18 protein-coding genes and 1 tRNA gene are annotated in these 20,649 nt (G+C 47.4%); 11 read left to right on the top strand and 8 right to left on the bottom strand.

The features are described 5' to 3' along the window. Window positions 1-70 precede the first annotated feature (70 nt). Together speE and VHA_RS15910 are read left to right on the top strand one after the other, a co-directional pair. On the top strand, window positions 71-943 hold the full coding sequence (gene speE / locus VHA_RS15905; protein WP_005506158.1) for a polyamine aminopropyltransferase: 873 nt from the start codon (window positions 71-73) through the stop codon (window positions 941-943). Window positions 944-968: 25 nt separating this feature from the next. Further along, window positions 969-1,895 carry an adenosylmethionine decarboxylase gene (locus VHA_RS15910; protein ID WP_005506159.1) on the top strand — a complete coding sequence of 309 codons (927 nt, stop codon included), beginning with the start codon at window positions 969-971 and terminating at the stop codon, window positions 1,893-1,895. A 236-nt stretch (window positions 1,896-2,131) separates the two neighbouring features. Here the strand turns inward: VHA_RS15910 and VHA_RS15915 are convergent. From VHA_RS15915 to VHA_RS15935, 5 genes are all read right to left on the bottom strand, one after another. Then, window positions 2,132-2,222, bottom strand: a tRNA-Ser gene (locus VHA_RS15915). Between the two features lie 167 nt (window positions 2,223-2,389). Continuing rightward, window positions 2,390-3,142, bottom strand: coding sequence for a phosphate ABC transporter ATP-binding protein PstB (gene pstB / locus VHA_RS15920; RefSeq protein WP_218564430.1), 753 nt, complete (start codon window positions 3,140-3,142; stop codon window positions 2,390-2,392). Between the two features lie 127 nt (window positions 3,143-3,269). Next, complete coding sequence (pstA, locus tag VHA_RS15925; RefSeq protein ID WP_005506161.1) at window positions 3,270-4,571, bottom strand: phosphate ABC transporter permease PstA; 1,302 nt, start codon at window positions 4,569-4,571, stop codon at window positions 3,270-3,272. After that, complete coding sequence (pstC, locus tag VHA_RS15930; RefSeq protein ID WP_005506162.1) at window positions 4,564-5,946, bottom strand: phosphate ABC transporter permease subunit PstC; 1,383 nt, start codon at window positions 5,944-5,946, stop codon at window positions 4,564-4,566. The genes pstA and pstC overlap by 8 nt, the downstream gene beginning before the upstream one ends. Before the next feature lie 97 nt (window positions 5,947-6,043). After that, window positions 6,044-7,084: a PstS family phosphate ABC transporter substrate-binding protein gene (locus tag VHA_RS15935; RefSeq protein WP_005506163.1), complete on the bottom strand. Its 1,041-nt coding sequence runs from the start codon at window positions 7,082-7,084 to the stop codon at window positions 6,044-6,046. 265 nt (window positions 7,085-7,349) lie between these two features. Between VHA_RS15935 and VHA_RS15940 the strand changes: the two genes are divergently transcribed. The 5 genes from VHA_RS15940 to VHA_RS15960 all read left to right on the top strand — a co-directional run bounded on the left by VHA_RS15940 (window position 7,350) and on the right by VHA_RS15960 (window position 11,461). Continuing rightward, window positions 7,350-7,634 carry a 2Fe-2S iron-sulfur cluster-binding protein gene (locus VHA_RS15940; protein ID WP_040529119.1) on the top strand — a complete coding sequence of 95 codons (285 nt, stop codon included), beginning with the start codon at window positions 7,350-7,352 and terminating at the stop codon, window positions 7,632-7,634. 170 nt (window positions 7,635-7,804) lie between these two features. Then, window positions 7,805-8,482 carry a YoaK family protein gene (locus VHA_RS15945; RefSeq protein ID WP_005506164.1) on the top strand — a complete coding sequence of 226 codons (678 nt, stop codon included), beginning with the start codon at window positions 7,805-7,807 and terminating at the stop codon, window positions 8,480-8,482. 83 nt (window positions 8,483-8,565) lie between these two features. Further along, the gene (locus tag VHA_RS15950) at window positions 8,566-9,834 is read left to right on the top strand and encodes an O-acetylhomoserine aminocarboxypropyltransferase/cysteine synthase family protein (protein WP_005506165.1); all 1,269 of its coding nucleotides are present in this window, start codon (window positions 8,566-8,568) and stop codon (window positions 9,832-9,834) included. A 164-nt stretch (window positions 9,835-9,998) separates the two neighbouring features. Then, window positions 9,999-10,508 (top strand): VC2046/SO_2500 family protein, encoded by a 510-nt coding sequence (locus VHA_RS15955; protein ID WP_040529120.1) that lies wholly within the window; start codon window positions 9,999-10,001, stop codon window positions 10,506-10,508. A 266-nt stretch (window positions 10,509-10,774) separates the two neighbouring features. Then, window positions 10,775-11,461, top strand: coding sequence for an SDR family NAD(P)-dependent oxidoreductase (locus VHA_RS15960; RefSeq protein ID WP_040529122.1), 687 nt, complete (start codon window positions 10,775-10,777; stop codon window positions 11,459-11,461). Window positions 11,462-11,629: 168 nt separating this feature from the next. Here the strand turns inward: VHA_RS15960 and adhE are convergent, their stop codons facing one another. Then, a complete protein-coding gene (gene adhE, locus VHA_RS15965; protein ID WP_005506167.1) occupies window positions 11,630-14,344 on the bottom strand; it encodes a bifunctional acetaldehyde-CoA/alcohol dehydrogenase in 2,715 nt (904 codons plus the stop codon). Window positions 14,345-14,950: 606 nt separating this feature from the next. On the opposite strand from adhE, the gene VHA_RS15970 reads away from it, so the two are divergent. After that, window positions 14,951-15,589, top strand: coding sequence for a YchE family NAAT transporter (locus tag VHA_RS15970; protein WP_040529123.1), 639 nt, complete (start codon window positions 14,951-14,953; stop codon window positions 15,587-15,589). A gap of 73 nt (window positions 15,590-15,662) precedes the next feature. Here the strand turns inward: VHA_RS15970 and murQ are convergent, their stop codons facing one another. Together murQ and cysS are read right to left on the bottom strand one after the other, a co-directional pair. Further along, a complete protein-coding gene (gene murQ / locus VHA_RS15975; protein WP_005506170.1) occupies window positions 15,663-16,565 on the bottom strand; it encodes an N-acetylmuramic acid 6-phosphate etherase in 903 nt (300 codons plus the stop codon). A gap of 380 nt (window positions 16,566-16,945) precedes the next feature. Then, on the bottom strand, window positions 16,946-18,331 hold the full coding sequence (gene cysS / locus VHA_RS15980) for a cysteine--tRNA ligase (protein WP_005506171.1): 1,386 nt from the start codon (window positions 18,329-18,331) through the stop codon (window positions 16,946-16,948). Window positions 18,332-18,558: 227 nt separating this feature from the next. Between cysS and VHA_RS15985 the strand changes: the two genes are divergently transcribed. From VHA_RS15985 to VHA_RS15995, 3 genes are all read left to right on the top strand, one after another. Further along, on the top strand, window positions 18,559-19,056 hold the full coding sequence (locus tag VHA_RS15985) for a peptidylprolyl isomerase (RefSeq protein WP_005506172.1): 498 nt from the start codon (window positions 18,559-18,561) through the stop codon (window positions 19,054-19,056). A gap of 41 nt (window positions 19,057-19,097) precedes the next feature. After that, on the top strand, window positions 19,098-19,823 hold the full coding sequence (lpxH, locus tag VHA_RS15990) for a UDP-2,3-diacylglucosamine diphosphatase (RefSeq protein WP_005506173.1): 726 nt from the start codon (window positions 19,098-19,100) through the stop codon (window positions 19,821-19,823). Between the two features lie 156 nt (window positions 19,824-19,979). Further along, complete coding sequence (locus VHA_RS15995; RefSeq protein ID WP_040529124.1) at window positions 19,980-20,588, top strand: EAL and HDOD domain-containing protein; 609 nt, start codon at window positions 19,980-19,982, stop codon at window positions 20,586-20,588. Window positions 20,589-20,649 lie beyond the last annotated feature (61 nt).

Consider the following 20,649-nt stretch of genomic DNA (forward strand, 5'->3'; position numbering starts at 1 on the left):
GCGCTAACGTAACGTACTGACATCTTCGCGTCAATTAGGCCATTCATCTTTATTTGTTAAAGGAACAATAATGTTAATTGAAAAACGATTCTTCGAAACACTTCACAGCGGTTATGGTCAATATTTTGATATCACTGAGATTCTGTTTGAACAAAAAACACCACAATGGCATTTGGTGATTTTTGATAATCCAAATTTTGGGCGAGTGATGGCGCTTAATGGTATTATCCAAACGACTGAAAGAGACGAATTTATCTACCATGAAACATTGACTCACACTCCAATTCTTGCCCATGGAAATGTCAAAAGTGTTCTAATTATTGGTGGTGGTGATGGCGGTATACTTCGTGAAGTTGTCAAGCATCAACATATCGAAAACATCACTATGGTTGAGATCGATAATACTGTCGTAGATATGTGTAAAACGTATTTCCCTAATCATTCTGCAGGGGCATACGAAGATCCGAGGGTTAATCTTGTCATCTCTGATGGTGCTGAATATGTCAACACTACTACCGAACACTTTGATGTTATTATTTCAGACTGTACTGATCCTGTTGGACCAGGAGAAGTTTTATTTGAATCCGCATTTTATGCTGGTTGCAAACGATGCCTGAAAGAAAATGGGGTTTTCGTTGCGCAAAATGGTGTTCCATTTATGCAGATTGATGAGCTGACAACAAGCCAACAAAGACTATCAGCCTATTTTTCTGACGTGACTTTTTATACCTCATGTGTACCAACCTATGTCGGTGGTCAAATGGCATTAGCTTGGGGATCTGAGAATAAAGCGCTTCGATATACATCGATTGAAACAATATCTGAACGATATAACGCATCAAATATCATTACTAAATACTATAACCCACAAGTGCATGTTGCGAGCTTTGCGCTTCCTAACTTTGTTAACCAGGCAATTGCAAATGCAAGTAGCAATCAGTAGTTAATGGTAAATCAGGGCTAGTGTGATGTTTTTTGAAGGTTCAGAAAAAAAAGTTGAAGTTATCGTCAACGACAGTATTTCCTCATTACGTTCCTTAGGACGAGATTTCTGGGTTGAAATGGTAGAAAAAGCGAATGCAAAAATCATATCTGAAATTAGCAATGATTTTTGTGATGCCTACTTGCTCAGTGAATCTAGCCTTTTTGTCTGGGACAATCGATTCTTAATGTTGACATGTGGCACAACGACTCTTATTGAATCTATTATATATTTTATTGAGTCTCAAAATGAACGTGTTATCGACTTCTTCAGTTACCAGCGTAAGAATGAATATAAGTCTAATTTACAGGTAACCAGTGTTGAGCAAGACCTAGAAAGGTTACGAGAATTTTTGCCGATTAAAGCATATCGACTAGGCTACTTAGATAGTCACCACCATTATCTGATGCATTATGACAAGGCCTACAAACCGTTAGAGGCTGATCATACGTCTGAACTTTTGATGTATCATATTCGTGGAGAGGTTGCACAATACTTGCGGAGTGAGAATCAAACCGTAGAAGAAATCCGCAAGCATTTATGTTTAGATACGCTATTTTCTGGTTTTGAATTAGATGATTTTACGTTTTCACCTTATGGCTATTCAGTCAACGCCATCAAAGGAGATAAGTATGCAACTATTCATATTACTCCTGAAGAAAATAGTTCTTACGTAAGCTTAGAAACAAACTTAAATATTAATGAAGAATACAAGTTCATATGCGAAAAAATCGTCTCTATTCTCATGCCAACATCATGGGATATAGTACATTTTGATGCTAAAAAAACTGCGATAAAAACCAATATACAATATGGCGCGCATTGTCATCTCGACTTATCATGCGGTTACGAGGTTATTTTCAGCCATCACCAAGATAGCCAGCATAGCCAACTACCTATTGTTAACTTATAGTCATTAAATAATCACTGAGGGTGATTATCTGCTTCAAGCCAGTCACCCTCATTCTCGCCTTTTATCCCCATGCCTCTTCAGATCGCTTGGGGATAAATATGTAGAAAATTAACACCCGTCACTCAAATATTGTGCTTGCTTCAATCGACTGAACCGCTGGGGTCTAGATTCTGCATCTCTATAGCGTATTATTCCTGATACGAAAAAGCCCGCTGAGTTCAGCGGGCTTTCAAATGTGGCGGAGAGATAGGGATTTGAACCCTAGATACGCTATTAACGTATGCCGGTTTTCAAGACCGGTGCTTTCAACCACTCAGCCATCTCTCCGTAAGTGCGGCAAATATTACAAAGCCCTCGCGAGCTTGTAAAGCCTGAATTTACGGAAACATGTTTACTTGAGCAGGGTTTAAACACGTTGCGCACATCAGCGTCAAATACAGAGTAAACGAACAAGGAAAACCAAAGCCCTCTTTAAAAAAGTGGGACATCACCGATTAGCCAAATCGGCCGCCAATATAATCACGGGTCAGCTTGTGCTCCGGTTGCTCGAACACACGGGCGGTTTCGTTAACTTCCACCAGATCGCCGAGGTGAAAATACGCCGTGCGATCAGAAACACGTTTCGCCTGAGACATTGAGTGCGTCACCATCACGATACTGAAGTTTTCTTTCAGTTCGTCAATCAGCGCTTCAATGATGCCGGTTGCGATAGGGTCGAGCGCCGAACAAGGTTCATCCATCAGGATCACTTCCGGCGCAATCGCAATGGTACGGGCGATACATAAACGCTGCTGCTGACCGCCAGAAAGACCCGTTGCGGGTTGATCGAGACGATCTGCCACTTCGTCCCACAAACCGGCACGACGCAGAGACTGTTCAGTCACGCCATCCAGATCATCTTTACTGTCTACCAAGCCGTGAATACGGGGGCCGTAAGCGACGTTATCATAAATTGATTTCGGGAACGGGTTGGGACGTTGGAATACCATACCGACCTGGGAACGAAGCTCGACGATTTCTTGATTTTTGGCATAGATATTGTGACCGTCCAGCAGGATCTCACCGTTCACCTCACAGCCAGGCACGGTGTCATTCATCCGATTCAGGCTACGCAGGAACGTGGATTTACCACAACCTGACGGGCCAATCATCGCTAAAACCTGTTTCTCTCCAATATCAAGATTGATGTTACGAATGGCTAATTTAGCACCGCCTTCGTAGCTCACGCTGACATCACGCGCTGTCATTCGTGGGTCGTCAACAAATGGCAGACCACAGGTCTCTTTCGGTGCGGCTGTTTTTTCCGCAGCCACTTGGTGACGGATGGGGGTCATTTCACCTGTGTGGGGTGTTACGGTTGTCATATCCATACTCCTACCATCTGCGCTCAAGGCGCTTACGCATGATAACGGCACATGCATTCATGAGTGCCAGGAACGCCAGCAATACCATGATTGCGCCCGAGGTATTCTCAGCAAAACCTTTTTCCGGGTTTTCCGCCCAGAGATAAATTTGCACTGGCAGTGCGGTCGCCGCATCCAGAGGCCCAGATGGCACATCGACAATGAATGCGACCATGCCAATCATCAGAAGCGGAGCAGTCTCACCCAGCGCCTGAGCCATACCAATAATGGTGCCGGTCAGCATGCCTGGCATCGCCAATGGCAATACATGGTGAAGCACCATCTGCATTTTTGATGCACCCACCCCCAAAGCAGCATCTCGCACTGAAGGTGGTACGGCTTTAATCGCAGCACGGCTAGAAATGATGATTGTTGGCAATGTCATCAAGGTCAGCACCAAACCGCCAACGAGAGGTGCTGATCGGGGCAAATCGGCCACATTCAGGAACACAGCAAGCCCCAGAAGGCCAAACACGATAGAAGGCACGGCAGCAAGATTGTTGATATTGATTTCAATCAGTTCTGTTGCACGGTTACGCGGTGCAAACTCTTCCAGATAAATCGCAGCGGCAACCCCAATGGGGAAGCTGAGTACCAAGGTCACCAGCAAGGTGTAGAATGAGCCGACAGTTGCCCCCCAGATCCCGGCAAGTTCTGGATCCCGGCTGTCACCGTGGGTAAAAAACTTTGTGTTGAAGACAGTACGTACACGGCCCTCTTTTTTCAGTTCGCCATACCATTCAATCTGAAGGTTTTTGAACTGCCGGTCATCTTCCGGTGCGTCCGTCTTGATGTTGCCTTTGTTGTATTGGTTTAGGTTGTCACCGGCCTGCGCCCAATACGTGATAGTTTGACCGATTAAGGAGGGGTCACTCACGACCTTATTACGCAGCTCATATTCTGCACCGTTCGAGATAAAGCGATAAAGCGCACGGCGCTGATTGCGTCCATCAACAGCAATTTCGTCACGCAGTGCCTGCCGAAGCACTTTGCGATAGCTTGCTCCCATCAGCACTTTCGGATCGGTTTCATCACCATCAATCCCGAGCATTTCTGGCGAAAGATCGACCTGAAGCTTAATTTCCGTGGTGAGAAACGCGGTATAACCTTCAGAAAAAATGGTTGTCATCATCACTATCAGAAACGCGAATGCCATCGAAATTGACGCAATACCGTAGAAGCGAAAACGTGTTTCCCTGGCCCGCCGACGGGCGACACCCGCTTTGACCCGTTCGCGTTTTGTCTCTGCCAGTTTTAATAATTGATCAGTCATACTGCTCCCGATATTTCTTCACGATTCGAAGGGCGACAAAGTTAAGGGCTAATGTCACCACAAACAGGGTCAAGCCAAGGGCAAAAGCCGCGAGTGTTTTCGGGCTGTCAAATTCCTGATCGCCGACCAGCAAAGTGACGATTTGCACGGTGACTGTTGTGACTGAATCCAATGGATTGGCTGTCAGGTTTGCAGACAAACCCGCCGCCATCACCACGATCATGGTTTCACCAATCGCGCGGGAAACGGCGAGCAGCAAGCCCCCCACAATACCGGGTAATGCAGCGGGCAATATGACCTTACGAATGGTTTCAGAATGTGTTGCCCCCAGCCCCAGAGAGCCATCTCGCAAGGATTGGGGCACAGCCGTGATCACGTCATCTGACAAGGAGGAAACAAAAGGGATGATCATCACGCCCATCACCGCCCCAGCCGCCAAGGCGCTTTCTGACGAGGTATGACTCAATCCAATCGCCTGAGCAAGATCGCGAATAAATGGCGCAGCGGTCAGGGCTGCAAAGAAGCCATAAACCACAGTGGGAATACCGGCCAAGATCTCCAGCACCGGTTTCACTATATTGCGAACTCGGGGAGACGCATATTCCGCCAGATAGATCGCGCTCATCAAACCGATGGGAGCAGCAATACACATGGCAATAAAGGAAATCATCAGTGTGCCGGTAAACAGGGGAATCGCGCCAAATGCACCACTCGCCCCCTGCTGATCTGCACGCAATGCAATCTGCGGCGACCATTCTGTACCAAACAGGAAGTCAGATATTGGAATGATCTGAAAGAAACGTACTGCTTCAAACAACACTGACAGGACGATACCTGCCGTGGTCAGGATTGCCAACATTGAGCAAAACATCAGAAATATTTGCAGGCATTTTTCCACATAATGGCGCGCTTTCAGCGTTGGACACACCATTCGCCACCCTGTCGCTAACCCCACCAGTGACACGGTGAAAACCACCACCCATCTGAGTGTTAATCCGATATTTTGCAGGTGTTGGTAGTACTCGGACGCCGCCTGTAATACAGGATCTTCAGTTTTCAATACGCCATTAGCAATATGGACAATTTGGCTATACAGCAGTGTCGTATTCTCGTGCATCTGAAGCGTTGAAGATGGGATCTGAGCCATCACCAGAGAATAAACCGTGCTAGGTTCAAAGGCTTGCCATAAGAGTAGAAGAATCACTGCTGGCACTGCCGCCAGGATCGCGGCAAAAGCACCGTAATAAGCGGGGCGGGAGTGAAGTTTATCCAACCCACCTTCAATGGCTGCCACTTCCCGGGAACGTTTTTTAGCGAGCACAAAAGCACTAATCGCTAACAACGCAACAATTACCATCAATGTCGACGTCTGCATCCCTATTCCTTAATTCCTTTTTACTCAAACCGTGTTTCAATCCGATTTGGGCAAGGTGGTGTACCCTCGTCAGTACGCCACCTCAGAGTGCACGATTTTATAGATTCGGTTTCAGGTCAACTGCGTCATTGCGAACCAGTTTCCAATCGCGTGCAGACAGCGGGATCAGGCCACGATCCGTCAAATAACCTTCTTCACCGATGGCATCTTCAGACGTGAAAGCGCTGACATATGCCTGAAGACCAGGGATCACGTTTGCATGTGCTTTCTTCACGTAGAAATACAGTGAGCGGGATATCGGATATGAACCATCACCGATGGCATCAAACGTGGGTACCACTCCGCCAATTTTCGCCCCCTGAACCTTGTCAGCATTTTGCTCAAGGAAGCTGTAACCGAAGATGCCAAATGCATTTGGGTTCGCATCCAGTTTCTGCACGATTAGATTGTCGTTCTCACCAGCTTCAATGAATGCGCCATCTTCACGAATACCATGGCAAACCGCTTTGTACTTCTTCGAATCTTGCTTTTTCATGGCTTTTAGCTCGGGATATTGCTTACAGCCGCCTTCCATTGCCAGTTCAACAAATGCATCGCGGGTCCCGGACGTTGGAGGCGGGCCAAGCACTTCAATTTTGATTGCCGGAAGGGATGGATTAACGTCTTTCCAGGTGTTGTTCGGATTTTCTATGAGGTTACCGTTTGCGTCAGGAACGACTTTTGCCAATGCAGTAAAAAGGTCTTTCAGGGTAAGGTCTAACTGCTGGGATTTTTTGGAGTTTGCGAAAGCGATGCCATCGTAACCGATTTTAATTTCAGTGATGTCTTTCACACCATTTTTCGCACACAACGCCACTTCAGAGCTTTTGATTTTACGTGATGCGTTAGTAATGTCAGGTGTGTTCTCGCCAACGCCTGCACAGAAAAGTTTCAGACCGCCGCCCGAGCCGGTGGATTCGATTTTGGGTACTGAGAATTCTGACGTGCGACCGAAACGTTCCGCGACAACGGTAGCAAACGGATACACTGTTGAAGAACCCACAATGCTAATGTAATCACGGTTAGCAGCTGCTGCGTGGTTAGCTGTAAATGCAGACAGACACACTGTCGATACCGCAATCAAGGCCTTAAGTTTCACATCAACCTCCAAGTCGATAGTTTTTTGAGTTGGTCAGTATTTCCACTGACTGTTTTTCGATGTTGATTCAAAAACTGAGGACAAAGCTAGGGGTTGGGTGTGACACTAAGTTTAATGAAATGTGAACTTTTAATTACGTTCCATCATGTCTTTTAAATAAAACATTCGCATCCCCTATTCTCTTTGTCAGAAAATTCGAATTATCCGGCTGTTGAATCTACGCTTTTATTTAAAAACAAAAATATGGCCTTCAGGGAGATATCACATGCCTACTGTCACATTCAGTCAATCTGGGAACAGCGTAACGCTTCCCAGCGGAAGTTCATTGGTTGATCTGGAAGACTCCGGAAGAAGCGAAGTGCCTTTTGGCTGTCGTTCTGCAGCCTGTGGTACCTGTGCCATCGACGTTGAGGTGGGGATGAGTAACCTTAGTCCCAGAACAGAAGAAGAACAGGACCTCCTGGATGATCTTAATATGGATGGTGACAAACGCCGACTTGCATGCCAATGCAAGCTTCACGGTGACGTAACAATTACCCCGTTGAATTAAAACCTTATGCCCAAGCGACCTGAAGATGCAGGTTACAGGGAAAACTCTCTTAAAAATATACGTGAGTGTTTGATCTATACCGTATGTACTGACCCGGAATGCGGTAAAATCATGCTTTTCTCCGGGCACGCTGCCCCAAACAGTACATTCACTTCAATAAAGGTTTCATCGTGATATCCAAACTACCCAAATGGGTTGAGTATGGGGCATTTATCCTGGCCCTTAACGCAGGTTTTGTTAACGGCATCGGGTTGCTCGGATTTGAGCAACAGGCGATTTCGCACCTTTCAGGAACAGTGACTCTCATTGGCACCGACATCATTAATAACCACCCCGTTAAGCTCATTCATCTGCTGGGTATCTTGGCGAGTTTTTTTGGTGGCGCTTTGCTTTCCGGTTTTATACTGAAAGACGGTACCTTATCGCTGGGGCGCAGGTATGATTTTCTGTTATTGGTTGAAGCCACCCTGCTATTCGGGGCTATTTATCCGATGAGCCAAACGTCATTCTATGGCCTCTATTTCGCCGCTGCAGCCTGTGGTATCCAAAATGGGCTGGTGACCAGTTACAGTGGCGCGATTGTACGAACCACCCATATCACTGGGATCATTACCGATCTTGGATTGATGTTCGGCGCACGGTTGCGCGGTCACCCCCTCAACCAGCGTAAGCTGGTACTGTTTTGGATCATCGCTATCGGCTTTGTACTTGGCGGTGTAGTCAGTGCTGTCGTGTTTCCTGTTTTGGGTGCCTATGCCTTTGCAGGCCCAGCCACTCTCTGTGCTTTTCTGGCCATCATTTACCGCACACATATGCAGCAAGCCCATATACGGTTACGCGATATTTAAAAATCTTGAAGGGAGACAACCCCCTGATCTTAGGTTTATGCCATAGTGAGTGCTTTTGACCCAATCATTTACAAGGACGCAGTATGAAAGACGAAACGCTCTCTATCCACGCTGGCTATGAAACCGATCCTACAACTAAATCGGTCGCCACCCCTATTTACCAAACGGTGGCTTATGAATTTGACAGTGCCCAGCATGGTGCTGATCTGTTTAACTTGGAAGTCCCGGGCAATATTTACACCCGCATCATGAACCCAACCAATGATGTCCTGGAACAACGCATGGCAGCCCTTGAAGGCGGCCTCGCTGCATTGGTGGTGAGCGCAGGTAGCGCTGCCATCAACTACGCGATCCTGACACTGGCTGAAGCGGGTGACAACATCGTTTCCACGCCACAGCTCTATGGTGGCACTTACACCCTGTTCGCCCATATGCTGCCAAAGCAAGGCATCAACGTGAAATTCGCAAAAGATGACAATCCTGAATCCTTGGCTGAGCTCATTGATGACAACACCAAAGCGGTCTACTGCGAAAGTATCGGCAACCCCGCAGGGAACATTGTCGACCTTGGACATGTCGCAGAGCTGGCCCACGCCAAAGGCGTGCCGGTTATCGTTGATAACACTGTGGCAACGCCAGTGCTTTGCAAACCCATTGAACACGGTGCAGATATTGTGGTTCACTCACTGACAAAATACATCGGTGGTCATGGCACCACGCTCGGAGGTGTCATTGTCGATTCCGGCAAATTCCCTTGGGCACAGCACAAAGCACGCTTCCCCGTCTTCAACAAGCCAGAGCCTTCTTACCATGGTGTGGTATACACAGAAGCATTCGGGGAAGCCGCTTTTATCGGACGTGCACGCACGGTGCCACTACGCAATACTGGCGCAGCCCTCTCACCAATGAACGCATTCCTTTTGATGCAAGGTCTGGAAACCCTTCCACTCCGCATGGAGCGTCACGTCGAAAACGCGATGAAGGTAGCGGCATACCTGAAAAGGCATGAAAAAGTAAGCTGGGTGAGCTATGCCGGTCTACCTGAATCTGAGCACTATGAACTGGCGCAAAAATACATGGGCGGCAAGCCTTCTGCTATCCTCTCGTTTGGGCTGAAAGAGGGCTATAACGCAGGCGTACGTTTCTATGATGCGCTAACTCTGTTCAAACGTTTGGTCAACATTGGTGATGCGAAGTCACTAGCCTGTCACCCAGCATCAACCACACACCGCCAATTGAGTGTGGAAGAGCAAGCGCAAGCAGGCGTGTCTCCGGAAATGATCCGTCTTTCTGTGGGCATTGAACATATAGACGACATCATTGCCGACCTAGAGCAGGCATTGAACGCCTGAATGTAAAACAGATCAATCGCAACCCGCCGCTGACTGGCGGGTTTTTCCGGCTTTGTCACTGACAATCTCAACACCTTCAGCCAAGAAAACAATTCTCTCTTTTTATTAAAGTATTCCATCCCGTTTCCGATACAAAGAGGGTCAAAAGAGATTGTCAGGTTCATATGCAGGTTCACACGCTCGACAAAGCCCAACTCATTTCAGATATACAGCTAGGTGGAAACCTAAACCATGCTGTGTGCCAGGGGCGTCGTTCGGATTTTGCGTTAATGTTGGCCCTGCTTTCTGGCGATGTCACGGAAACGACGCCACACGATCCAACGCATCCAGAAAAATTGACAGAAGCGCACCTTCGTAACGCGTTCAACTTACCTGAGCCTATGCGACTGATTGCTGAAGAAAAAGACTACGAGCTTTGCGGTTCCCAAGCACATGCTTTTCACAAAGGGGGACTGGCAAGTGCACGGCTGAATTATTGTGTCACCCCTTCCGCGTTACATTTTCCCGCCTCAGGAACACACAATTTGGGCGAAGATATATATCATAATTTGTCCGGACATCAGCGCAGACAATTAGATAGCGAAAATGATAAAACTACCGCATTAGATCCGGTAAATCTATATAATCAATTAGTTACAGCGAAACGCTACAATGAACTGCTTGCATATGCTTAACCTATTGTTTTTAAATAAATCTTTAACTCTATTACCATAGACATCATATTGGTTCAACTTCTTCCACCCCAAAAAATCAAACTGTGATCACTTACTAAAAAAATCATTTTGCACACAGCTTGCACAACCTTTTTTGAACAAATTCACACCACTTTTGTCTTTCATGGTCCAAGATTGTTATCCACCTCTTAAAAAGCTGGGCATAAGTTGTTAGTTATCGTCGTATAACAATGAAAAGAGTCGAATCAGAATAGAAAGGTCAGACAATGGATATTGCCAAATCCGTCATTGTGATTACAGCAGCAGGGACTCCAACAGGTCGCGCCTTGGCTGAACATTTTTGTAGGCTAAATGCCCGTGTAGCTCTCGTAGATATTGATAGCCACAAGCTTCAGACGACGTATGAATCTTGCCTGAATGCGGGGGGGACGTGCTTCTCATTCTTTCTTGCTAACCGCAGTGTGGAAAACATTTCCTACCTGTTTGAGGAAGTGAACCGGGAAATGGGGGCTGTGGATGTACTTATCAACTACTGGCAAGCTGGTGGCCTTCCTAGCCTTCTGGCTAGCCAGGAGGCTGCGAATGGTGTAGTGAAAGATACGATCGCTGATGTTGCCTCTAACCTTTACCTCTTTGGGCGAGGAGCCGCATTCAATATGCTGGACAAAGGCCGGAAAGGCGTGATTGTAAACATCCCCGGTGTTTTAAGTAATAAAGGTAACTTACCCACCATCGACAGTTCCAATGCCGTCATTAAAGGACTCACCCAAAGCTGGGCTCAGGAGTTACAGCACGCAAATATTCGTGTAGCTGGCGTATTACCGAGACTTCGTCACAGTGCTGATGGGAACGTACATTATCTTCCTGTCGTGAACTATGACATGATTGATGGTGCTGCCTACATTGTAGAGAATGACAGTTTCACTGGCCGTATCTTGGAAGCTGCAAGTTAAACGGCCGGTGAACTTTGCTGTAGCCGCTTCTAGGCCCTTCGAATGAGGAGTGACAAAACCCCAGACCGGTGACCTTTCACCGTCAGGGAGCTACCACTTCAAAGGGTTAACCACTGCCAATAGAAAAGCCCGCTGACGCGGGCTTCTTCTTTCATATTGAATCAAACGCTATGCTTTAGTGGCTTCTTTTTTCACATGTGCTTTCGCTGCGGGTTTAGCTGCTGCCGCTTCCTGATCGGCTTTCTTCTTAATGACAGTCGTGCCTTCGAACGTTTCACCTTCAACGAAAGCTTTACCGTAGTAAGAAGCAAGAAGCACTTCTTTCAACTCAGAGATCAACGGATAACGTGGGTTCGCACCGGTACACTGATCATCGAACGCTTCAACAGCCAGCTCATCCACTTTCGCCAGGAAGTCAGCCTCCTTCACACCCGCTTCCTGGATAGACATTGGGATATCCAAACTCGCTTTCAGTTCGTCCAGCCATGCAAGCAGACGCTCAATTTTCTGAGCAGTACGGTCACCTTCATGGCTTAGGCCAAGATGGTCAGCCACTTCTGCGTAACGACGGCGTGCTTGTGGACGGTCGTACTGAGAGAATGCCGTTTGCTTGGTTGGGTTGTCGTTTGCGTTGTAACGGACAACGTTAGCAATCAGCAGTGCGTTCGCCAGACCGTGTGGCAGGTGGAACTCAGCGCCGATTTTGTGTGCCATTGAGTGACATACACCCAGGAAGGCGTTCGCAAACGCGATACCCGCGATGGTTGCTGCGTTGTGCACTTTCTCGCGAGCGATGGGGTCTTTTGCACCATTCGTGTAGCTTGATGGCAGGTATTCTTTCAGCATCTTCAGCGCTTGCAGAGCCTGGCCGTCAGAGTATTCGTTCGCCAGAACAGAAACGTATGCTTCCAATGCGTGAGTCACTGCGTCATAACCACCAAATGCAGTCAGCGACTTAGGCATGTTCATAACCAGGTTCGCATCGACGATGGCCATATGTGGTGTCAGTTCGTAATCAGCCAGTGGGTATTTCGCGCCAGTCTTGTCGTCAGTGACAACGGCGAATGGTGTCACTTCTGAACCAGTACCTGAAGTGGTAGTGATACACACCAGTTCCGCTTTCTTGCCCATTTTAGGGAACTTGTAAATACGTTTACGAATGTCCATAAAGCGCATTGCCAGTTCTTCGAAGTGCGTTTCTGGGTGCTCATACATTACCCACATAATTTTCGCTGCGTCCATGGGTGAACCACCGCCCAGGGCAATGATGACATCTGGCTGGAAGCTCTTCATTGCTTCTGCGCCTTTCTCAACAACAGTCAGCGTTGGATCAGCTTCAACTTCGAAGAAAGTCTGAACTTCCATGCCTTGTGCTTTCAGCAGGGCAACCACTTCGTCAGAGTAACCGTTGTTGAACAGGAAGCGGTCAGTGACCACAAATGCGCGCTTCTTGCCTTCCAGATCCCCCAGTGCGATTGGCAGGCTGCCACGACGGAAGTAGATAGATTTCGGTAGTTTATGCCACAGCATGTTTTCAGCTCGCTTCGCGACAGTTTTCTTGTTGATAAGGTGCTTAGGACCCACGTTTTCAGAGATAGAGTTCCCCCCCCAAGAACCACAACCCAGTGTCAGTGATGGTGCAACGTTGAAGTTGTACAGGTCACCGATACCACCATGCGTGGTTGGGATGTTTACAAGAATACGCGCGGTTTTCAGCTTGTCACCAAAGTACTTGATACGCTCCTGGTTGATGTCCTGGTTGGTGTACAGGCCAGAGGTGTGGCCGATACCGCCGATTTCAACCATCGTTACCGCTTGGGCAACGGCATCTTCGAAGTCAGTTGCACGGAACAGACCCAGAGTTGGAGACAGTTTCTCGTGTGCGAATGCGTCGTCAACAGACACTTTGCCCAGACCTTCACCGATCAACACTTTGGTATCAGTTGGGACACTCACACCTGCCATTTCGGCAATCTTCACGGCTGGCTGACCTACAATGTTCGCGTTCAGTGCGCCATCAATCAGCAGGACTTTACGTACCTTTTCCGCCTCTTCTTTACTCAGAACAAAACCTTTGTGAGACGCAAAACGCGCTTTCACTTCATCGTATACCGCGTCAACGACAATCGCCGCCTGCTCAGACGCACATACTACGCCGTTGTCGAAGGTTTTTGACATCAAGATAGACGCTACCGCACGTTTGATGTCAGCCGTTTCATCAATAACAACAGGAACGTTACCCGCACCAACACCAATTGCTGGTTTACCTGAAGAGTAAGCGGCTTTCACCATACCTGGACCACCTGTTGCCAGGATCAGGTTGATGTCATCATGCTTCATCAATGCGTTAGAGAGTTCTACAGAAGGCTCGTCAATCCAACCAATGATGTCTTTAGGTGCACCCGCTGCAACTGCCGCGTCCAGAACCAGCTTCGCTGCAGCGTTGGTAGAGTTTTTCGCACGTGGGTGTGGAGAAAAAATAATGCCGTTGCGTGTTTTGAGAGAGATAAGAGATTTGAAAATAGCGGTTGAAGTCGGGTTGGTCGTTGGAACGATACCGCAAATGATACCTACAGGCTCTGCGATAGTGAACGTACCAAACTCTTCGTTTTCTTCCAGAATACCGCAGGTCTTTTCGTCTTTGTATTTGTTGTAGATAAATTCGGAAGCAAAGTGGTTTTTGATGACCTTGTCTTCGACAATACCCATGCCAGATTCTTCAACGGCTTGTTGGGCCAAGGGAATACGGGCGTTGTTAGCAGCCAGTGATGCAGCACGGAAGATTTTGTCAACTTGCTCCTGGGAGAAAGTGGCGAACTCTTTCTGCGCTCTTTTAACACGCTCAACCATTGCGTTAAGTTCGGCTACGTTAGTTACAGGCATAGTTGTCTCCTACATACCTAAAGTTGAAAATTATTTAGTAACCACATGCTTATCAGGTGAAAAGCCTAAGCATCACGCTTCCCTTAGTGATCTTTGGCAGGCATTTAGTAAATAACTTTCAAAATTGATTATAGATTTTCAGCAAACGATAAAATTGATCGGGATCATGCGTAGTAAACTTTCACAATCATTTCCATCTCACGCTCAATCCCTATTCGTATTAACCGCAGATTAAACGTTTTGAAAGCCTGAATGGCAAAGCAATCACATAAATGTAACACATATGCATTGTGTCTCACATACCTGTATAACGGCTTTTGATTCCATTATCTATGACAGAATTACATCTGTGATCTATGTCACATCATAAATTTTGTACACACTGGTGAAAAATCAATATCTATGCATTGAAAGTAAATGACATCTAGAATATTTATTGCTGAAAGTGCCTTATCCACTGCCCTTCCGCCAATATGGAAAATATTTGCATGGATAATTGTCCCACCGATTGGCATTTGACATTTCAGCGTTATACTAACGTCCGCAATAAATACGTTTGCGAACCATGTCTAACCTTTTCGTTTCTCAGATTTCGAGTGTTTGGGAATGACTAGCATCGAGCTTGTAATATTTTTTCAGTTTTTCATCGGCTTGTTTGCAGCGGTGAATCCACTGGGCATCATGCCCATTTTTGTTTCCCTGACCGCACACCAGGATCCTGTTGAACGGAACAAAACTGCATATACGGCAAGTCTAGCCGTGGCTGCTATCTTGGTTGTTTCATTATTAGCCGGGCAGCTATTGTTGGATTTTTTCAGCATTTCCCTCGATTCTTTCCGCGTGGCGGGAGGCTTGTTGCTGGTCAGTATCGCTTTCACCATGATGAGCGGTAAGTTAGGGGAAGATAAGCAAAACAAACAAGAGCAATCTGAGTCGGTAAGCCGTGAACAGATTGGGGTTGTCCCCTTAGCCATGCCCCTGTTGGCAGGTCCGGGCGCCATTAGCTCGACCATTGTTTATGCCAGCCGCTATCCAAGTTCAGTAGATACAGTGGGCCTGATTGCGTCGATCTGCATTTTTGCCACAGGCATTTGGGGGCTGCTTCGTCTGGCTCCAACCATCGTGAAATTTCTGGGACAAACGGGGATCAACGTGATCACCCGTATTATGGGTCTGATTCTGGCAGCCTTGGGCATCGAATTTATTACCAATGGGTTGCGGGCACTGTTTCCTGGTTTGAGCTAAGTTTGACAGTTCGTTGAAGTGTTGACTTTACCCCCGAACCGGAAATGAAAAGCGTTGAGGAAACCGCCGCCAATTAACGGTCATTTAACGCTGCGCGGATAAAGCCTTGGTGTTGCGCCAGTTTATGTTTTGCTTCTTCAGCATCAAAGCCACCGAGAAGCATTAAGATCGCGGTTTTACAGTGACGGTTGCAGACAGACAGGGCTTTCTCCGCTTCTTCTACAGAAACACCCGTCGCCTCAACAACGATATTGGTCTGACGTTGGATAAGCTTGGCGTTGGTCGCTTCGACATCTACCATTAAATTGCCGAAAACTTTGCCACTTTTGATCATTGCGCCAGTGGTGAGCATATTAAGCACCAGCTTCTGGGCAGTACCGGCTTTCATACGCGATGAACCAGTCACCACTTCCGGGCCAACAACCGGGGTTATAATGATGTCAGCGTGCGCTTCCATCGGACAACCCGGATTACAGGCTAGGGAAACGACCGTCGCCCCAACAGATTGCGCGTACTCCATCCCGGCGATGACGTAAGGCGTGCGACCACTGGCAGCAATGCCCACGACAACGTCACGTGATGACAGCTCCAAATCCACCAGATCGGCTTTACCCAACTCTCGGTTATCTTCGGCATTTTCCACCGCTTTGAGGATGGCCTGATGACCACCGGCAATCAGGCCGATTACCATGTTGGGATCGCTGCCGTAGGTTGGCGGACACTCACTGGCATCCAGAATACCCAAACGACCTGATGTACCGGCCCCCATATAAATCAGGCGCCCACCCTGTGCAAAGGCAGCGGCAATGGCATCCACTGCTAAAGCGATTTGCGGCAATGTTTGTGCTACAGCAAGCGCAACCAGTTGGTCTTGCTGGTTAATCACTTCCAGCATTTCCAATGTTGGCAGGGTGTCTATTTGTGTACTGGCTGGATTACGGCTTTCCGTGATCAGGCGGGTTAAATCAATTTTCATTTTCTGTTTCTTCGTTAGGAGAATTGCGGGCAATCGTACGGAATTACATATTCCCATTTGGTGATAATAATCACAGCTAAAGTTATTCTTAAAGGTGTATTGCTTTGGAATACTGAGGGATTATTGCTGTATCAGACTCAAAAAATATGAATTAATACTTTATATTCAAAAGGTTAATTTACACATAATGATTTCCGCATTGGAAAGTCAGACAGACGTCTGATAGATGACATTTCCTCCGACATTCGCCAAATCCTGACGTGATATAGATTCCGATGATTGTCACAGACTGGCAACTTACCTGCTCCCAGTTATCTTATTGACGAAAAAAGCGATGCCTGAGCATCGCTTTTTCACATTCAGTGTCAGAGCCAGCTTGGCTACTTACGGCGCCAAGTTGTACCTTGGGCACCGTCTTCCAGCACAATTCCCATCGCAGTCAGTGCATCACGGGCTGCATCTGCCGCTGCCCAGTCTTTATTTGCGCGGGCGTCATTGCGCGCTTTGATCAATGCTTCAATTTCAGCCACTTCATCGTCGCCACCTTCGGTGTTTCCTTTCAGGAAGGCTTCAGGATCTTGCTCCAGCAGGCCGAGCACTTCTGCCAGCTCGCGCATACGGGCTGCCAGTTTCGACGCGGCTGCAACATCCTCTGCTTTCAGGCGGTTGATTTCACGCGCCATATCGAACAACACGGAATAGGCTTCTGGTGTGTTGAAGTCATCATCCATTGCAGCCTTAAAGCGCTCAACGAATGCTTCACCACCTTCTGCCGCTACAGATGTATCCAGACCGCGCAGTGACGTGTACAAACGCTCCATCGACGCGCGCGCTTGCTTCAGGTTTTCTTCGCTGTAGTTCAGCTGGCTACGGTAGTGACCAGACATCAGGAAGTAACGCACCGTTTCAGCATCGTAATGCGCCAGCACATCACGGATGGTGAAGAAGTTCCCCAGTGACTTAGACATCTTCTCACGGTCAACCATCACCATGCCGCTGTGCATCCAGGTATTGACGTACTGGGTATCATGCGCGCAGCAAGACTGAGCGATTTCGTTTTCGTGGTGCGGGAACGTCAGGTCTGAGCCGCCACCATGAATGTCAAAATGGTTGCCCAGAATCGCAGAGTTCATGGCCGAGCATTCAATGTGCCAGCCAGGACGGCCAGGGCCCCAAGGCGATTCCCATGTCGGTTCACCGGGCTTAGACATTTTCCACAGCACAAAGTCCAGTGGGCTTTTCTTCGCTTCTTCCACATCCACGCGCGCACCGGCTTGCAACTGCTCCAAATCCTGACGGGACAGCTTGCCATATTCGTCAAACTTAGCCACTTCAAACAGCACATCACCGTTAGAGGCTACATACGCGAAACCACGGTCAATCAAGCGTTCGACCAGCGCAATAATTTCAGCAATATACTGGGTAGCACGTGGTTCGATGTCCGGGCGTTTCATGTTCAGCGCATCAAAGTCAGCATACATTTCGCCAATCAGGCGCTCTGTCAGGGCTTCACAGCTTTCGCCATTTTCTGCAGCACGTTTAATGATTTTGTCATCAATGTCGGTGATGTTGCGGACAAAGGTCAGGTCATAGCCCAGATAGCGCAGATAACGGGAGACCACGTCGAACGAAACAAAGGTACGGCCATGGCCGATATGGCACAAATCGTAAATGGTAACCCCACACACATACATGCCAACCTTGCCAGGATGAATAGGTTTAAATTCTTCTTTTTGCTTGGTGAGGGAGTTGTAAATCTTCAACATGGTAGTCGGGTTACCCATTACAAATATTAAATGATTATCAGGAATCGCATATTACACCTTTTCCGCCCGGTTTAGGCAAGAATGAACCCCCTCGTGTATGCAATTAACGCAGGCAGGCACTCTGCTGCGTCGTGACACGGATTTTTCTGGTGCGATCTGTTGAATGTCGCGACCACTAGGATAGAATCAACCCTTTATAGCTAAACGCGAATTTATAGGAACACATCATGGTTACGCTTCATACCAATTTTGGTGACATAAAAATCCAACTGAACAGCGAAAAAGCGCCGGTCACTGTGGAAAACTTCCTGCAATACTGCCGCGACGGTTTCTACAACGGCACCCTGTTCCACCGCGTGATTGACGGTTTCATGATTCAAGGTGGCGGTATGGCTTCAGGTATGGAAGAAAAAGAAACCCGCGCACCAATCAAAAACGAAGCTAATAATGGTTTGAGCAATAAAGTCGGCACCATTGCAATGGCACGCACCATGGAGCCGCATTCAGCAAGCTCCCAATTCTTCATCAACGTCAACGACAACACCTTCCTGGACTTCAAATCGGAAACACCAGACGGTTGGGGTTACTGCGTGTTCGGTGAAGTCGTTGAAGGTATGGACGTGGTGAACAAAATCAAGAGCGTCGCTACTGGAAACTGGGGCTACGTTCATCAGGATGTGCCTGTAGAAGAAGTGCTGATCGAAAGCGTAACAGTCGAAGAATAAAGCACTGAGGGACAGCAGAGTTTCTGCTGTCTCATTACTCTATGACCGTATTATTTATATCAGATCTTCATCTCAGCCCTTCCCACCCTGAAATCACACAATGCTTTCACCGGTTTTTGAAAGAGGAAGCGTCGAAGGCGCAGGCGCTTTATGTTCTGGGTGACCTGTTTGAATCCTGGGTGGGTGATGATGATGAAACACCTTTGCACACAGAGGTCGCGGCTGCATTCCGAACGCTGAGCGATTCAGGCGTTCCCATTTACTTTATCCACGGAAACCGTGATTTTCTTATTGGTCAGCACTATGCAAACGCAGCAGGATTCACAATACTGCCCGAGCAATGTGTCATCGACCTGTTTGGTAAACCAACCCTTATCATGCACGGCGACACCCTCTGCATTCAGGATGAAGCCTACCAACGCTATCGCAAAAAAGTGCACAATCGTTTTATTCAATGGCTGTTTTTCCGGTTGCCACTCTCTTACCGTCAGCGTATCGGTGAAAAGTTACGGGCTGGCAGCACTAAGAGCAACCAGCAGAAATCGCTATCGATCATGGATGTTGATCAAGATGAAGTGAAACGCGTCATGGCAAGCGTTGGGGTGACACAATTGATTCATGGTCACACTCACCGGCCAGCTGTTCACGAGATTTCGCTTGGGTCTGATCCCGCACAACGAATAGTGTTGGGGGACTGGTACACGCAAGGTTCGGTCTTAGTCTGTACCGAAAAAGGCTGCATGCTGCAATCCCTTGGATTTAAATGAAAAGCACATCTTATCCGCCCAGAGGTCAAGATGAGAAAAGTATGAAAAAATGTATTAGTTGTTAAAGCGAAATATCAGTCTTTCTTGATGCTCTCATATATGAGACAGTGTATACACTTAGTTTCGTATTTCTCATTAAGATCCTATTGGCATTTTATGTGTTCAAACATTGCACGGCAGGCGATCTATAATTCACAGCAACAGATAATTGCCTACGAATTATTGTTCCGCGAAGGCTGCTGTGACTCTTTCCCCGACATCGAATCGGAAGTCGCAACAGTATCCATCCTTGACGGCCTTTTTCACGAAGGCACTGTCGGGATCCAATATATTTCAGATGGCCTTCCCTGCTTTGTTAATTTCTGTCATCAAAGCCTGATCCAGGGTATTGCATTCAACTATCCGCCAGAGGATCTGGTTATAGAAGTTCTCGAGAATTGCGAAGCAAACGCTGTCTTATACAAAGCACTTGAAGATCTGAAATCCCATGGCTATCAAATCGCTTTCGATGATTTCGTTCCATCCCCTGACTGGCTACCGTTTTTAAGGCTGGCTGATATCGTGAAAATTGACTTCCGGGCACAGTCACTGCAGGAAATTTCCCAGTTTGTGAACAAGTACCGTAAGCGCTTTGACTTCAAACTGCTGGCAGAGAAGATTGAAACGGAAGAAGAGTATCGTGTCGCGATTGCGTTGGGGTTCGATTACTTTCAGGGTTTCCAGCTCAGTAAACCAGAACGGATCTTTTTCTCACACGTGGCCTGAATCCTCACGGGGAACAATCTGTAAAAGGCAGAAGAACCTCAATTTGTCAATCCATCCGGGG

The organism is Grimontia hollisae CIP 101886, from assembly GCF_000176515.1.
GTDB classification, from domain to species: Bacteria; Pseudomonadota; Gammaproteobacteria; order Enterobacterales; family Vibrionaceae; genus Enterovibrio; species Enterovibrio hollisae.

Coding starts and splice junctions, on each gene's coding strand:
- VHA_RS15970 (WP_040529123.1), top strand. CDS start 14,951: ATGACTAGCATCGAGCTTGTAATATTTTTTCAGTTTTTCATCGGCTTG.
- lpxH (WP_005506173.1), top strand. CDS start 19,098: ATGACCGTATTATTTATATCAGATCTTCATCTCAGCCCTTCCCACCCT.
- pstC (WP_005506162.1), bottom strand. CDS start 5,946: ATGCAGACGTCGACATTGATGGTAATTGTTGCGTTGTTAGCGATTAGT.
- VHA_RS15995 (WP_040529124.1), top strand. CDS start 19,980: ATGTGTTCAAACATTGCACGGCAGGCGATCTATAATTCACAGCAACAG.
- VHA_RS15910 (WP_005506159.1), top strand. CDS start 969: ATGTTTTTTGAAGGTTCAGAAAAAAAAGTTGAAGTTATCGTCAACGAC.
- VHA_RS15940 (WP_040529119.1), top strand. CDS start 7,350: ATGCCTACTGTCACATTCAGTCAATCTGGGAACAGCGTAACGCTTCCC.
- speE (WP_005506158.1), top strand. CDS start 71: ATGTTAATTGAAAAACGATTCTTCGAAACACTTCACAGCGGTTATGGT.
- VHA_RS15985 (WP_005506172.1), top strand. CDS start 18,559: ATGGTTACGCTTCATACCAATTTTGGTGACATAAAAATCCAACTGAAC.
- murQ (WP_005506170.1), bottom strand. CDS start 16,565: ATGAAAATTGATTTAACCCGCCTGATCACGGAAAGCCGTAATCCAGCC.
- cysS (WP_005506171.1), bottom strand. CDS start 18,331: ATGTTGAAGATTTACAACTCCCTCACCAAGCAAAAAGAAGAATTTAAA.
- adhE (WP_005506167.1), bottom strand. CDS start 14,344: ATGCCTGTAACTAACGTAGCCGAACTTAACGCAATGGTTGAGCGTGTT.
- VHA_RS15950 (WP_005506165.1), top strand. CDS start 8,566: ATGAAAGACGAAACGCTCTCTATCCACGCTGGCTATGAAACCGATCCT.
- VHA_RS15960 (WP_040529122.1), top strand. CDS start 10,775: ATGGATATTGCCAAATCCGTCATTGTGATTACAGCAGCAGGGACTCCA.
- pstA (WP_005506161.1), bottom strand. CDS start 4,571: ATGACTGATCAATTATTAAAACTGGCAGAGACAAAACGCGAACGGGTC.
- VHA_RS15955 (WP_040529120.1), top strand. CDS start 9,999: ATGCAGGTTCACACGCTCGACAAAGCCCAACTCATTTCAGATATACAG.
- pstB (WP_218564430.1), bottom strand. CDS start 3,142: ATGACAGCGCGTGATGTCAGCGTGAGCTACGAAGGCGGTGCTAAATTA.